At 56.9% G+C, this 15,334-nt stretch carries 11 protein-coding genes; 6 read left to right on the top strand and 5 right to left on the bottom strand.

Annotated features, from left to right (window positions below):
* Positions 1–2: 2 nt before the first annotated feature.
* A complete protein-coding gene (gene fabF / locus ACT3TJ_RS08265; RefSeq protein ID WP_441678574.1) occupies positions 3–1,268 on the bottom strand; it encodes a beta-ketoacyl-ACP synthase II in 1,266 nt (421 codons plus the stop codon).
* A 128-nt stretch (positions 1,269–1,396) separates the two neighbouring features.
* On the opposite strand from fabF, the gene ACT3TJ_RS08260 reads away from it, so the two are divergent.
* Positions 1,397–2,047, top strand: coding sequence for a TetR/AcrR family transcriptional regulator (locus tag ACT3TJ_RS08260; protein WP_441678576.1), 651 nt, complete (start codon positions 1,397–1,399; stop codon positions 2,045–2,047).
* Here ACT3TJ_RS08260 and ACT3TJ_RS08255 read toward each other — a convergent pair.
* The gene (locus ACT3TJ_RS08255) at positions 2,044–2,967 is read right to left on the bottom strand and encodes a LysR substrate-binding domain-containing protein (RefSeq protein WP_441678578.1); all 924 of its coding nucleotides are present in this window, start codon (positions 2,965–2,967) and stop codon (positions 2,044–2,046) included. The two genes, ACT3TJ_RS08260 and ACT3TJ_RS08255, sit on opposite strands and share 4 nt — an antisense overlap.
* A 131-nt stretch (positions 2,968–3,098) precedes the next feature.
* Here ACT3TJ_RS08255 and ACT3TJ_RS08250 point away from each other — a divergent pair, with 131 nt between their 5' ends.
* From ACT3TJ_RS08250 to katG, 4 genes are all read left to right on the top strand, one after another.
* On the top strand, positions 3,099–3,371 hold the full coding sequence (locus ACT3TJ_RS08250) for a DUF2798 domain-containing protein (protein WP_441678580.1): 273 nt from the start codon (positions 3,099–3,101) through the stop codon (positions 3,369–3,371).
* Between the two features lie 237 nt (positions 3,372–3,608).
* On the top strand, positions 3,609–5,189 hold the full coding sequence (locus ACT3TJ_RS08245) for a Re/Si-specific NAD(P)(+) transhydrogenase subunit alpha (protein WP_444665569.1): 1,581 nt from the start codon (positions 3,609–3,611) through the stop codon (positions 5,187–5,189).
* Positions 5,190–5,205: 16 nt separating this feature from the next.
* Entirely contained in the window at positions 5,206–6,648 is a 1,443-nt protein-coding gene (locus ACT3TJ_RS08240; RefSeq protein WP_444665567.1) for an NAD(P)(+) transhydrogenase (Re/Si-specific) subunit beta, read from the top strand.
* Positions 6,649–6,946: 298 nt separating this feature from the next.
* On the top strand, positions 6,947–9,097 hold the full coding sequence (katG, locus tag ACT3TJ_RS08235; RefSeq protein ID WP_444665565.1) for a catalase/peroxidase HPI: 2,151 nt from the start codon (positions 6,947–6,949) through the stop codon (positions 9,095–9,097).
* A 102-nt stretch (positions 9,098–9,199) separates the two neighbouring features.
* Here the strand turns inward: katG and ACT3TJ_RS08230 are convergent, their stop codons facing one another.
* From ACT3TJ_RS08230 to ACT3TJ_RS08220, 3 genes are all read right to left on the bottom strand, one after another.
* Entirely contained in the window at positions 9,200–11,182 is a 1,983-nt protein-coding gene (locus ACT3TJ_RS08230) for a methyl-accepting chemotaxis protein (RefSeq protein ID WP_441678585.1), read from the bottom strand.
* 225 nt (positions 11,183–11,407) lie between these two features.
* On the bottom strand, positions 11,408–12,361 hold the full coding sequence (locus ACT3TJ_RS08225; protein ID WP_441678587.1) for an XdhC family protein: 954 nt from the start codon (positions 12,359–12,361) through the stop codon (positions 11,408–11,410).
* The gene (locus ACT3TJ_RS08220; protein ID WP_441678589.1) at positions 12,361–14,640 is read right to left on the bottom strand and encodes a molybdopterin cofactor-binding domain-containing protein; all 2,280 of its coding nucleotides are present in this window, start codon (positions 14,638–14,640) and stop codon (positions 12,361–12,363) included. The genes ACT3TJ_RS08225 and ACT3TJ_RS08220 overlap by 1 nt, the downstream gene beginning before the upstream one ends.
* Positions 14,641–14,841: 201 nt before the next feature.
* On the opposite strand from ACT3TJ_RS08220, the gene ACT3TJ_RS08215 reads away from it, so the two are divergent.
* Complete coding sequence (locus ACT3TJ_RS08215; protein ID WP_290982284.1) at positions 14,842–15,327, top strand: MarR family winged helix-turn-helix transcriptional regulator; 486 nt, start codon at positions 14,842–14,844, stop codon at positions 15,325–15,327.
* Positions 15,328–15,334 lie beyond the last annotated feature (7 nt).

The raw sequence follows: 15,334 nt of genomic DNA, 5'->3' as shown, positions 1-15,334 counted from the left end.
TGCTACGTCTGGCTGATAATCAGTGCTGCGTTGACCCCGCCAAACCCAAATCCGTTGCACAGCACATGCTGAGCGGGCTGGGTGCGCGTGGTTAACGGGATGAAGTCCAGGTCCCGCATATCTTCATCGCAGTGCGTCAGGTTAAGCGTGGGCGGCAGCTGGCCCGTGGTGGCAGAAAACGCTGAAAAGATGCTCTCAACACCGCCCGCCGCCCCCAGCAAATGGCCCGTTGCCGATTTGGTGGAAGAGATCGGAATGTGTGGCAGTTTGCTACCAAACACACGCCGTAAGGCGGCAATTTCTGCCCGGTCGCCCACGGGCGTGGAGGTGGCGTGAGCATTGATATAGCCAATCTCATCCGCGTTAAGCCCCGCCATTTTCAGCGCCGAATGAATCGCCGCGGCGGCGCCGTTACCGTCCTCTGGCCCGGCAGTAATATGGTAGGCATCGGCACTGGTACCGTAGCCGCTAATGACGGCCAGCGGCGTGGCGCCGCGCGCTTGTGCATGCTCAAGTGTTTCAATCACCAGCAGGCCCGCACCTTCGCCCATCACAAAGCCGTTACGGGTGCTGTCGAAGGGGCGCGACGCACTTTCAGGCTGCTCATGCTCGGTGGAAAGCGCTTTGAGCGCGTTGAAGCTCGCTAATGATAGTGGATCAATACACGCCTCGGCGCCGCCCACTAACGCCACGTCGGCTTCACCGCTGCGGATTAGACGCATGCCGTCGCCAATCGCTTGCAGGCCCGCCGCACACGCCGTCACCGGGCAGCCCAAAGGCCCTTGAAAGCCATAGCGAATCGACAGATTGCCCGCCGCCATATTGGCCAGAAACGCGGGTACGGTAAACGGCGACACCCGACGGTAACCTTTCTGCTGTAGCGTTTGCTGGGCCTCGGTAATCGTGGGGAACCCGCCAATGCCGGAACCGATAATGGTCGCCGTGGCGCGGCGTTGTGCTTCGTCCGTTGGCTGCCAGCCAGCCTGCTCAAGCGCCTCTTTTGCCGCTGCCATGGCGTAAAGGCTGAACAGGTCCAACTTGCGGCGCTCTTTGGCATCCACGATATCATCCAGACAAAGCCCCGCCTGCGGGTCATCAGTTGAGTGGGCAACCGCACCGGCAATTTTGATAGGCGTTTGAGCGATATCAAAGCGGGTAATCTGGCGGATCCCTGAACGGCTTTGCAGCAGAGCGTCCCAACTTGTCTTGACGTTAAATCCCAGCGGGCTGACCATGCCCATGCCGGTGATAACAATAGGTGAGTGCATAGCGGCTCCTCAGTGCTTTAAATACGGCTACGCTAGCAGTACGCATTATATGATCAAGATAATATTTAGCAGGATTATTTAGCCAAACAATTTAGCCGAACGATTTAGCAGTACATAACGAGGTCAACATGCCTTATCCCAAAAGCCATAAGGCGAAAACCCGAGAGCGTATCCTGGCGTCAGCCACTGAACTGTTCAGCCGATACGGCTTTAATAAAGTCTCCATCGGTCAGGTCATGAAGCTGGCCAGAATGACCCACGGGGCTTTTTATTCCCACTTCGCCTCCAAAGAGGCGTTGTATGATGCCTCGGTGCGTAAAACGCTGGATGGCAGCCGGGCGGCACGCTTGGTAAAAGGGCCGCTCTCCTTGCAGCATCTAACGGAGCTGGTCTCTAACTACTGGAATCTCCAGGAGCTTGAGCGTAAGCAACAGCCAGGGCCGGAAGCGGTGCTGTTTAATGAAATAGGCAGCGAGAAAGCCGAGATTCGTACCATGTTTGAGGCGTCTTACCTGCGGATGAAAAAGATGCTTGAAATGCGCTTGCTTGCCTTGAGTAAGCTAAAAAAACTCCCCTTTGCCCACGACCGCGAGGTGATTGCCGATAAGTCGCGGGTTATTCTGGCAGCCTTGGTGGGGGCTGTAGCCATTGCCAAAAGCTTACCCGGTGAGGAAGAGCGTCAGCATGTGTTATTGGCGACCCAGCGCCAGATTTTGTTAATGCTGGGGGTGAGCGAAACGGAAGCAGAAGGGATGCTGCAAAGCGTTATGTCGGCCTAGGCTCGCCAGTGGGCAGGGAGAGTCTCGGTTAAAAACTGCTGAAACGCCAAGACCTTGGGCGTTAATTCACGCCGATGCCGGACACAAAGAAAAAACTCCAGTGGGTCAACCTCTAAGGGCTCATCAGCCGCAAACGGCGGCGTAAACAGTGCGACAAGCTTGCCCTGCGCAATTAACGGTTCTGCAATAAACGCCGCTAACCGTGTGATGCCGCCACCTTCAATGGCCATCTGGGCTAGTGCATCAATGTCGTCGCTGATCATACGTGCCTTCACCGGCGCATCGAAGCGTATGCCGTTGCGTATTGCGCCCCAGCCGAGATAGCGCCCATCCAAAGGAAACCGAAATACCAGGCAGTCATGCTCCTTAAGCTGCTCCAGGGTGTGCGGGTATCCGGCCTGCTCAAGATAGCGAGGTGCTGCGCAGAAGATGGATGGCACCCGTGCAATAGGACGCGCCACCAAACCCTCTTCCAGCGCATGACGAATGCGAATGCTAGCGTCAACCGATTCGGCGATATGGTCCACGTGGCGGTCGGCAATGCTGAGCTCGACCGTGATGTCGGGATAACGGCGATTAAAGGCCGGGATCATGGGGGCCAATAGGTGCCGGGCAAAGGCACCGGTTGAAGCGATGTGCAAACGCCCTCTGGGTGCGTCATGCAGCGCGCTGACGGCCTGACCGGCAAGCTCCAATTCCTGTACCAGTTCACGCACTTTTGCGTAATAGGTGGCTCCGCTTTCCGTCGGCGCCAAACGGCGCGTAGTGCGGGTGAGCAAGCGCACCCCCAAGTGGGTTTCCAATCGGCTGATGTTTTGGCTGGCGGCTGCCGCGCTAATACCCAAAAGGCGCGCGCCGCCCGCAATGCTGCCGGCTTCAACTGCTTTCACAAAACTCTCGATACCGCGTAACGCAACCATAAGCCATACCTTAATCTTTAGCGCCATTCGTAATACTAGCTTACGGCTGTGCTTGTCGTGGGCCTGCTTCTGAATTGTTTCAAGTCACTGTAGAGTGCGCAAACACTTTTGATAGATAAGGTAATTCACCCATGACAACCCGCCGCTACCCAGAACAGCGCCTGCTTGCAGCGCGCAAGTTGCACCCACGTTTTACGCCGGTCGTATTTGCATTCTTTATGTCGACGATTATGGCGTTCTTGATGACCCTGATTATTACCGCCGTTAATGCCGGAGTGAGTGACTACTATTTCAGCCAGGTATGGCACGCCTATCGGGTAGCCATGCCCAGCGCCTTTGTGTGCATTTTGGTAGTACGGCCACTGGTTGCCCGTCTTGTACAGCTTACGATCAGGTCGCATTGAGGTAATTATGCCGCCTGTTTTTTGCGCATACTGCTCCTGCCGGTGACGATGTTTGGAAAAGCTCATGCTATGCATGCATCAAAGGTTGAATGGCTTTATTAAAACGCAACATGCGAAACTGTAACGTTTTATAAAGATGTGGTGGTCGAAATCAACTGCCGTCAAGCGGGCTGTACTTGGCATCAAAACAAACCATGACAGCTCATTGTCGGCTTTCAAACCGTAGGGAGTACCCGTGTGAGAATAGGCGCACCTAAGGAAACGAGTCGGGGAGAAGCACGTGTGGCGCTTACCCCTGAAAGCGCAAAGCAGATCCAAAAGCTGGGCCACGAGTGTCTGATTGAAACAGGCGCTGGTCTTGCGGCGGGCTTTAATGACAACGCTTATCGTGATGCTGGCGTTACCGTAGTGGATAGTGCTGACGCTCTTTGGCACGGCGCTGAGGTGGTCATTAAAGTCCGCGAGCCTTCTGATGAAGAAGCGGCGCGACTCAGAGAAGGACAAACGCTGATTGCGTTTTTCTGGCCCGCTCAAAACGAAGCGCTGCTTGAGAAGTGCCGTGCCCAAGGCGCCACCGTGATTGCGATGGATATGGTGCCGCGTATCTCGCGGGCCCAGAAGATGGATGCACTCTCGTCGATGGCCAATATCGCCGGTTACCGCGCGGTAATAGAGGCAGGCAATAACTTTGGCCGCTTCTTTACCGGCCAGGTAACTGCTGCGGGCAAAGTGCCTCCGGCTAAGGTGCTGGTAATTGGCGCAGGCGTTGCCGGGCTTGCGGCCATTGGTACCGCCACCAGCCTGGGTGCTGTGGTGCGTGCCTTTGATGTGCGTCCGGAAGTCTCCGAGCAGATCGAGTCGATGGGCGCTGAGTTCCTGTTCCTGGATTTTGCAGACAGCGAAGATAGTCAGGATGGCTCGGCAAGCGGCGGTTATGCCTCGCCTTCAAGCCCCGAGTTTCGCGAAAAGCAGCTGGCTTGTTTCCGCGAACAGGCGCCTGATGTGGACATCGTTATTACCACTGCGCTGATCCCCGGGCGCCCGGCGCCCAAGCTGTGGCTTGAAGATATGGTCGCGGCCATGAAGCCCGGTTCGGTGATTGTCGATCTTGCGGCTGAAAAAGGCGGCAACTGCGATTTAACCCAGCCCGATGAGCGTATCGTCTCCGATAACGGCGTGATTGTGGTCGGCTATACCGACTTCCCTTCACGCATGGCGACCCAGTCGTCCTTGCTGTATGCCACTAATATTCGCCATATGCTGACCGATTTAACGCCTGAGAAAGATGGCGTGATCAATCACAATATGGATGATGACGTGATTCGTGGCGCGACGGTGACTTACCAGAATGAAGTGACCTTTCCGCCGCCCCCGCCCAAAGTAAAAGCGATTGCTGCGGCCAAACCGAAGAAGAAAGAAAAAGAGCCGACGCCTGAAGAGAAAAAAGCCACAGAAGCGGCGGCGTTTAAGGCCCAGACCAAACGCCAGGTCGGCATATTGGCGATCGGTGGTGCGCTGATGCTGTTGCTCGGCCAGGTCGCGCCTGCGTCTTTTATGCAGCACTTTATTGTCTTCGTGTTGGCGTGCTTTATCGGCTTCCAGGTGATATGGAAAGTTAGCCACTCGCTGCATACGCCGCTGATGGCGGTGACCAATGCGATCTCCGGCATCATTATTTTGGGGGCGATTTTGCAGATTGGCTCAGGCAGCGCGGTGGTTAGCGTGCTGGCGGCTATTTCGGTACTCATCGCAACGATCAATATTGTGGGTGGCTTTCTGGTGACACGCCGGATGCTGGCCATGTTCCAAAAATCCTGAGCGGCGGAGAGACGATATGTTAGGTCAAGGATTCGTATCTGCCGCGGCGATTGCGGCAAGCGTACTGTTTATTTTATCGCTGGGTGGGCTTAGTAATCAGGAAAAAGCCAAGCGTGCTGTGTGGTACGGCATTGTAGGGATGGCCGTTGCGGTATTTTTCACCGCCTTTGGGCCGGGCATAGGTGGCTACTGGTGGTTGATCCCGATGATGATTATCGGCGCAGGCATCGGTACCTATATGGCGGGTAAGGTCGAAATGACCGAAATGCCCCAGCTGGTGGCCGCCCTGCACAGCTTTGTGGGTTTGGCGGCCGTGTTTGTGGCATGGAGTGCGGACCTGGAGCGCCGCCGAGTGCTGGCTGCTCGTGCGGCTGATGGTGTCATGCAAGAGTTTTCGGCGTTTGCCGCGCTGGTGGCTACCAAGGCCCCCGATGAGCTAACGTTTTTGCAGATTGAGGTCGTGCTGGGCATCTTTATCGGTGCGATCACCTTTACAGGCTCCGTGATCGCCTTTGGCAAGCTGGCGGGCAAGGTGGATGGCAAACCGCGTCAACTGCCTGGCGGGCATCTGCTGAATGCTGGGGCGGCAGTGCTTTCACTGCTGTTGGCGATTCTCTATCTCAACGGTGCAGGCTTCTGGACGCTGATTTTGCTGGCCGCACTGGCTTTCTTCATCGGTTATCACCTGATCATGGGGATTGGCGGTGCGGACATGCCGGTGGTGGTGTCGATGCTCAACAGCTACTCCGGCTGGGCGGCGGCGGCTATCGGCTTTACGCTCTCTAATGATCTGTTGATCGTGACCGGCGCGCTGGTGGGCTCCTCTGGGGCGATTCTCTCTTACATCATGTGTAAAGCGATGAACCGCAACTTCGTTAACGTGATTCTGGGCGGTTTTGGCGGAAGTACTGGGCCAGCGGCAGAGATCGAAGGCGAACAGGTGGCGATTGATGCTGGCGGCGTGGCCAGTGCCCTAAACGATGCCGATAGCGTGGTGATCGTGCCGGGGTACGGTATGGCTGTCGCGCAAGCTCAAGGTGCGGTCAGCGACCTGGTGCGCAAGCTGCGCGCGGCAGGTAAGAACGTACGCTTTGGCATTCACCCGGTGGCGGGCCGTTTGCCGGGGCACATGAATGTGTTGCTGGCCGAGGCCAAGGTGCCTTACGACATTGTATTGGAGATGGATGAAATCAATGATGATTTCGCCAGCACCGACGTGGTGATCGTGATTGGTTCCAACGATATCGTTAACCCGGCCGCTGAAGAAGACCCTAACAGCCCCATTGCCGGTATGCCGGTATTGAAGGTCTGGGAGGCCAAGCAAGTGTTTATCTGTAAGCGCGGGCAGGGTACCGGCTACTCAGGCATCGAAAACCCGCTGTTCTTCAAGGAGAACAGCCGGATGTTCTACGGTGATGCTCGCGATAGTCTGAATGCATTGCTGCCGCTGGTCGATTAACGCTCCACAACGCAGTGTAACCCAACGAACAGGGCGCCAAAGGGCGCCCTGTTTGCGTTTAGTCGGCGCGTCTCGCTCACTGCCATGGTTACCAGGAAATGGCCTTTTCGCCTGTGGATTAAAAATTACTATCAAGTTAGTCGCTAAATGCAAATTGTAGCTATAGCTAATGTGCTTTAAAACAGTGCCATGTCAATGAGTCGCCCGCTCGCGCGTTTTGAAAGCGTCATGTTGAGAGACGTCATTGAGTGTTCCTCTGGTCACGCCAGGGGTAAGAGCAATAAGGGGAAACGAACGCATGAGTGGTAAATGCCCGGTAATGCACGGTGGTAACACAGCCGCCAGCAAGTCCAACACCGACTGGTGGCCTAACGCCCTGAACCTGGACATCCTGCACCAGCACGATACCAAGACGAACCCACTGGGTGAAGATTTTAACTATCGCGAAGCGCTTCAAACGTTGGATGTCGAGGCACTGAAAGCGGACCTTCGCCAACTGATTACCCAAAGCCAGGAGTGGTGGCCAGCCGACTGGGGAAGCTACGTAGGCATGTTTGCCCGGGTGGCCTGGCATGCGGCAGGTTCTTATCGCCTGGCGGATGGCCGTGGTGGTGGCGGCACCGGCAATCAGCGCTTTGCACCGCTCAACTCCTGGCCGGATAACGCCAATACCGATAAAGGCCGCCGCCTGCTGTGGCCAATCAAAAAGAAGTACGGTAACAAAATATCCTGGGCCGATTTGATGATTCTCTCCGGCACTGTGGCCTATGAAGTCGCGGGTTTGAAAACCTTCGGCTTTGCGTTTGGTCGCGAGGATATCTGGCACCCTGAAAAGGACACCTACTGGGGCGCTGAAAAAGAGTGGCTGGCGCCTTCCGACGGCCGCTACGGCGACGTGGCAAAGCCCGACACCATGCATAACCCGCTGGCCGCCGTGCAGATGGGCCTGATCTACGTGAACCCGGAAGGCGTGAACGGCCAGTCCGACCCGCTCAAGACCGCCGCCCAGGTGCGTGAAACCTTCAAACGCATGGCGATGAACGATGAAGAAACGGTTGCCCTGACTGCTGGTGGCCACACTATCGGCAAGTGCCATGGTAACGGCACACCCGGCGATCTAAGCCCGGAGCCCGAAGCGGCTGGCCCCGAGCTCCAGGGCCTTGGCTGGATGAAAACCAAGGGTCGTGGCATTGGCCGTGACACCCTGGTAAGCGGTATTGAAGGCGCCTGGACCAAGAACCCGACGCAGTGGGACATGGGCTACTTCGAGATGCTGTTTGGCCACGAATGGGAGCTGAGAAAATCCCCCGCCGGTGCTTCGCAGTGGGAACCTGTCGACATTAAAGAAGAGGACATGCCGGTAGACGTGGAAGACCCTTCCATCCGCTGCATGCCGATCATGACCGATGCCGATATGGCTATGAAGGTCGACCCGATTTACAACGCCATCTGCCAGCGCTTCATGGCGGACCCGGCGTACTTTGATGATGTCTTCGCCCGCGCCTGGTTCAAGCTGACCCACCGCGACATGGGCCCGAAGGTACGCTATGTAGGCCCGGACGTACCCCAGGAAGACCTGATCTGGCAAGACCCGGTGCCTGCGGGCCGCACCGACTACGATGTGGATGCCCTGAAAGCCCGCATCGCCGCCAGCGGCCTGAGCATCAGCGATATGGTCAACACCGCCTGGGACAGCGCACGCACCTACCGTGGCTCTGACATGCGCGGCGGTGCCAACGGAGCACGTATCCGCTTGGCACCGCAAAACCAGTGGGAGGGCAACGAGCCCGAGCGCTTGGCCCGCGTGCTGGCAGTGCTTGAACCCATTGCCCAGGAAAGCGGTGCAAGTCTTGCCGATACCATCGTGCTGGCGGGCAATGTGGGCATCGAACAGGCGATAAAAGCCGCAGGCTTAAGCGTCACAGTGCCCTTTGCCCCCGGCCGTGGTGATGCAACGGATGAGATGACCGACGCCGAGTCGTTCGAGGCGCTCGAGCCGCTGGCCGACGGCTACCGCAACTGGCAGAAAGATACCTACGTGGTCAGCCCCGAAGAGATGCTGCTGGACCGCTCCCAGCTGCTTGGCCTGACTGCGGCGGAAATGACCGTACTGGTCGGCGGCATGCGTGTGCTGGGCACCAACCACGCAGGCACCAAACATGGCGTGTTCACCGAGCGCGAAGGCGCATTGACCAACGACTTCTTCGTGAACCTGGTGGATATGGCCAATACCTGGCACCCGGCGGGCGACCATTATGAGATTCGTGATCGCCAAACGGGTCAAGTGAAGTGGACAGCCAGCCGCGTTGATCTGGTGTTTGGCTCCAACTCGATTCTGCGTGCCTATGCCGAAATCTACGCCCAGGATGACCACGTCGAGAAGTTTGCCAGCGACTTTATTGCCGCTTGGACAAAAGTGATGAACGCTGATCGGTTTGATTTAGCGTAATGCCACGCGCCCTATAAGGGGCGCGTGAGCAGTCACTGTTATTGGTGTACCCAGTCTTGCCCGCATCGAAAGATGCGGGCTTTTTTAGGTATAAGGAAAGGCTTAAAACGCTTCCCACTCAGGTTCGGCGACGGCCTTTTTGGGCTTGGGTGCTGAAGGTGTAGTGGATGCGGCCGGTAAGCGGGGGCTGCTTGCTGGCGGAGTAGCGCTTGCCGTGATGGATAGCGGCTGCGAATCGCCCAGCACGAACTCGCTCATCAACTGGTCCAGGCGCTCGGCGTTTTTACGCATCTGCGCGGCAAGAGAGGCATTCTGGCTGACCATGGAGGCATTCTGCTGCGTCATGGTATCCATTTCGGCAACGGCAGTATTCACCTGTTCGATGCCTGCGGTTTGCTCGCGAGCGCCAGCGGTGATTTCGCCAATCACGTCAGATACCTGAGTAATGCTGCGATGGATTTCCTGCATCTGCTGGGCAGCGGATTTAACGATATGGTTGCCTTCCTTGGCATGATTGACCGACACATCAATCAGCGCGCGGATATCCTGCGCCGCAGTGGCCGAGCGGCTGGCCAGCGTACGCACTTCGTTGGCCACCACCGCAAATCCGCGCCCCTGTTCACCGGCTCTTGCGGCTTCGACCGACGCGTTAAGCGCTAGGATATTGGTTTGAAAAGCGATGGAGTCTATCAGGCCGATAATATCGCTGATCTTGTTGGACGACTCGCTGATCGCGCCCATCTTGCTTTCCATCTGGGTCATGGATTCAGTGCCGCGTTTAGAGGCGCCGGCGGCTTCAATCGCCAGACCATTAGCCTGCTCAGAAGCTTGCGACGTGTGCGCCACCGTTGAGTGGATCTCCTCCATGGAGGCGGAGGTTTCCTGGATATTGGCGGCGGCCTGATCGGTACGTGAGGAGAGTTCGTGAGTGCCATCCGCCATGTCGCTGGCACCGGCGAGTACCGTTTGGGCGTTATAGCGCACTTCCTGGAGGGTGCCCTGCATACGTTCAACGAACGCATTGAAACCACGCGCCAGATCACCGATCTCGTCTTGTGATTTAACCTCCAGACGGCGGGTCAGATCGCCCTTGCCCTGAGCGATATCGGCCATGGCGCTAGCCGTATGCTTGATTGGCGCAAGCGAGCGGCGTGCCGCATAGGCAGCTACCACCAGAAGCAATATCAGCAGCAACCCGCCCGCCAGCAGCAGGGATTTCAGCAAGCTGTTGGTTACGGCGGTAAAGGCGGTCATCGGGACGGTCACGCCGACAACCCAGGACGTGCCCTCCACCGGACTCCACATAAGCCGGGTACGTTCGCCACTGGGCATGGTGATTTCACCGGAACCGGGGGCGCCGCTGAGAATTGACTGACTCAGCGCATCCAACCCCTGATACCCCTGAGTGCGGTCGGCGTCGGTATAGTTCAGCGACATGCGGTACTCTTCCACCGGGTGGGCAATGACCTGGCCCTGGCTGTCAATAAGCCAGCCGTAGCTCCCCTCACCGACATTGATTGCCGAGGTGATATCAGACACCGCCGCCATGGACACGGTGATGCCGAGTAGCCCTGCGCGATTGCCGCGTTCATCGAAAACGGTATCGACTACTAACGCCGTTGGCAGCCCGCTGACCATGGAGATCACCGGGTCGACAAGCAGGCTATCCTGGCTGCCTTCAGAAATGAGTGTCTTGAAGTAGGAACGTTCCGAGATGTCTAGCGGCACGCCAGCATGGGTTATCGTGTCGCCCGAGGCATTAGAGAAAAAAAGCGACTCGATGGTGCCGCCCGGAGGGTAGCGTTTGGCGAGCCAGTCAAGATGCGTAGCGACAGGCAGATCTTCGGCGAGACGCTCATCTTCCGCCAGCACCGCATTCCAGTTACGGTAGCCGTTGATCCAGCGGCCTATCTCGTCGGCGCGTGCCTCAACTTGCCGTGTACCGGCATTGTCGATTAGGTCAGGAATGGCTCGATTGAGCTGCTGATTGACGATAATGCCGAGAACGATGGCAACAAGCAGTAAAGGAAGAGCGACTGCGCTCAGCAATTTTTGTGTTAACGACAGACGAGAGAACTTGCTCATTAAAAGCCTCGGTGGTTAAAGGTTGGCCATCACTGGCCGATCATGATCCACGCAGTTTTTTATGGCGCAGAGATCGTTTTTATTGCTGGCGCAAAAGTTAATAACGACCGTTTTACGATTAACTTAAGTGTAATTACCATTGGTATAGGCCAGTAAACGTTGAGGATGCTTTTATCAAAAGCGTTGGATACGCTACTGACTATCGATGTGTTACCGCTTGTCATGTCATTTTCCCCTGTAGACACGCAGAATATCGGCCATGGTCGCCAGCGCGATCTCCGCCGGTGTCTTACTTCCCAGGTCTAGGCCAATCGGCATCACGATCCGCGCGATATCGGTGTCGGTCAAACCGCCGGAGCGCCGTAAGCGTTCGGCACGTTGGGCTGAGGTTTTCTTCGACCCCATGACGCCGATATAAAAAGCGTCAGTGCGTACAGCTTCGATCATCGCCAGATCATCAATACGCGGATCGTGCGTAAGGGCGACAATCGCCGTGGCTGCGTGGCAGGCTCCTGAGGCTATGAACAGCGAAGGCAACACCGCCTGTACCTCGACACCAGGAACATTGAAGCCGCGCCGCATCTCCTCGCGTGGGTCGCAGACAATGACTTCAAATCCCAGTGCCTGAGCGAACTGGGCGCAAGGAGTAGCGATGGCGGAAATACCTGCGATTACAAGGCGCAGTGACGGGCCAATACGAAGATAGGCGGCATGCTCATCGCACGTGACGGCAGGTCCCGGCCCTTCGGGCACGATGAAGCGCTTGCGAGATCCGTCCAGTAACACATGACGTATCAATGGCCGTCGCCCCATCAGCGTGGCATGCATGACTTCAAGATGGATCAATGTGTCGGCGCTGGGCTCAAGCCGTTCTACCAGCACATCAAGACGTCCGCCGCAGGGCAGGCGAACGGTTTCATCACTTTCGCCACCAAAATGAATCAGTTGAACCGGTGAGGATGAAAAAGCCCCTTTTTCCAGGCGTTCCAGAAAGTTCTCTTCAACGCACCCGCCTGATAACGAACCAATGAACTGCTCTTTTGAGCACGCGGCCATGATGGCTCCGGGCTCCCTGGGTGACGAGCCAAAGGTCGACAGCACCGTACACAGCCAGACCACACGGCCTTGGTTAGCCCACTGGAGGGCCCGCTCGACAACCTGAAGATCAAGGTGCTGCATTACAGCGCCACCTCGGCGCGTTTTTCTGTGGGTCTATTGCCCTGCCCAAGCCGCCGACGCACGGTCTCTGCGGTAAACGGAGGGTGTGTAAAGCGAACCCCGGTCGCATCGAACAGCGCATTGGCAATGGCCGGGGCGCCAGGCAGCGACGTGGATTCGCCGACACCTAGCGACGGCTGGTCCGTTCGGTCCAGCATTAGAAGCTGAATATCCGGAAGCTCCGAAAAGCGCAGGATGGGGTAGCTGCCCCATTCGCGATTCATGGGCAGTCCCTTTTCGAAGGTCACCCGCTCTTTCAGGGTTCGGCTAAGCGTCTGGATGACGTTGCCATGCACCTGGTGGCGTACGCCATCGGGGTTGATCATGAGTCCGGCATCCTGGCCCACATACAGACGTTCGATAATGATCCGGCCACTGGCGGTATGCACTTTGAGCTCGACGACCCAGGCCGCCAGCGCGGCGCCGAATCCGGGGAATTTGCTATGCACGTACTGCGCGTAGGCAAACCCCCGCCCGTAATGCCAGCCCGCTTCGGTACGAGGGGCAGGGTACGCTGGGCGAGGCTGCCAATGGGCACGTTCTGCCAGGGTCTTGACGAGTTCTATCGCGCGCGTATCGGTCAAGTGCCTAATTCGGAAGGCAACGGGGTCTTCCCCGGCCAGGTAAGCCAGCTCATCAATGACACTTTCATGCGCAAAAGCGTTCGGCATGGCGGAAACGCCGCGTAGCCATGAGGCGCGTACGAGCGTGGGCACATCGTCACAGGCAATACGCCGATGCGGATAGCCATAGGGCGGAACGGACGTACGATCACCCATCTGGAAAGGCACGTCGCTGGGTGGCTGTGCGCCTGTCAGCAAAAGCGCCAGAGTCGGTGCATTGTTGGAAGGGTAGCGAGCCACGAAACGGTAGCCTGTCAGATTACCGTCGGCATCGATACCGGCTTCAACATCCATCCGCTGGGCAGCTCCCTTGGGTTCCCAGAGATGCTCCTGCTCGCGGGTGAGCTGGACGCGCACAGGGCGACCAACGGCCCTTGATAACAACGCCGCATCAGCACCCACATCATCGGCACAGTTGCGGCCGTAACAGCCAGAGGCCTCCATACGCGTGACGGTAATGGCGCTTTCATCCAGCAGCATTAGACGTGACAGATCGGCACGCAAGCTGTGAGGATTCTGCGTGCCCGACCAGACGTGCAGTTGATCGTCACGGTAGTGGGCAACCGAGCATGAAGGCCCAATTGAGCCATGCAGTTGAAAGGGCCAGACATAAGCGCGTCGAACACGATGTTGAGCACTTTTGAGGGCATCGTCGACCTGGCCTTCTTCAAGCAGCAGGCGTTGTTGCACCGGCAGTTCGTCCAATGCCTGCTCAATGTTATGCATGGGGGGCAGCGTATCGGGCTTGCGCCAAACGATGTTGAGTTTACGGGCGATAGCGGCCGCCTGCTCTTCGCGTTCAGCCACAACGCCGACAAAGTCGCCAATCGTCACGACGCTGACCAGCCCTGCCATGCCGGCTACTGAGTTTTCATCAACGGATACCAGTGAATTACCGACGAAATCGCCCCGGTCATAGCCACTGTAAGGAGGTCGAATCACGTGGCCGTAGAGCATATCCGGCAAACGAAAGTCATGTACGAACGTCAGTGCGCCCGTCACCTTGCCGGGAATATCAACGCGAGGCGCTGCCTTGCCCACCAAGCTGTATTGATGGACAGGTTTGAGGGGCACCTCATCGGCAAGCTTCAGAGCATGTCGGGCGCCGACGAGCAGTTCGCTATAGCCGATGGCGGGTAACGTGTCGTCTAACGGTGAAATATGACCTGCACGACAAAAGAGCTTGTGTTGAGGTAGACCAAAATGCAGGGCGGCTCTGAACAGTAAATATTCACGCGCCTGAGCGGCAGCACGACGAAGCGGCTCGGCAGTAATCTGAATAGTGGCGCTTGCAATCGTCGGCCCCTGATTGGGTACCTCGAACGGATCACCCAAAACCATGGTGACGGATTCAAGCGCTACCTCAAGCTCTTCCGCCACGATCTGGGCAAGCGCAGTGCGTATGCCTGTGCCAAGATCCACATGACCGTTGAACGCCAGCACCTGGCCCGCGCTCAGGATAGCAATAAATATTTCGGGCTCAGTAGGTACGAAATTAGAATGTGTACCCGGTTGTCCTGGTGCGGGCTTGGGAGGCGTAATCGGATCTCGATACACGATAAGATGATCTGGATCATGCAGAAGGGCTTGTCGATCATAGACTTTCTTGCCGGTCATGTGGCCTCCTTGGTTTTTTTAGATGCTCAGGTCTTTCATGTATCGCGAGAGGTTGCTTGAGTTTAATATAAACTTATAATGTGTACGCCATAAATTGACGGTGAATCAGGCGGTAATTCTCGCGTTATACGTAAAGTTCTCCCTAACCTTTTTCCACTGCCATACTTCAGTGACATCATTGCACATCAGCAAGGAGTTTGAATGACATCGGATCGTTCCCTCGACGTCCAAAAAAACGCACACCCTACACCGTCTGAGCAGGGGTACGATTTTTCAGAACAGGTAGGCCATCTGTTACGTAAGGCCTATCAGCGCCACATTGCCATTTTCCAGCGCCACGTCTGCGATAAGCAGCTAACGGCCATTCAGTTTGTCGCTTTGTGCACAGTGATGGAGCGAGGGGCCAGCTCCTTAACCGATATCGTTAACGCCACGGCCATTGACCCGGCCACTGTTCGGGGGGTGATCAAGCGTCTCAAGGCCCGTGAATGGGTAACGCTGACCACCGACCCCAACGATCAACGCAAGGTGATGGTGGTGATTACCGAAGCTGGGGCCGCCATCGTTGAGGCAATGGTGCCCAACGCTCAACAGATCAGCGATGCGACGATGCAAAACCTCAACCCTGCCGAGCGGGTGGCGCTGATGCACCTGCTGGAAAAAATGAATGCAGACCCCGTCCCATAGTACGAGG

Source organism: Halomonas sp. AOP30-A1-24, from assembly GCF_052378165.1.
GTDB classification, from domain to species: Bacteria; Pseudomonadota; Gammaproteobacteria; order Pseudomonadales; family Halomonadaceae; genus Vreelandella; species Vreelandella citrativorans.
The sequence above is the reverse complement of the archived record's forward strand: the minus strand, read 5'-3'. Positions and strand labels throughout refer to the sequence as shown.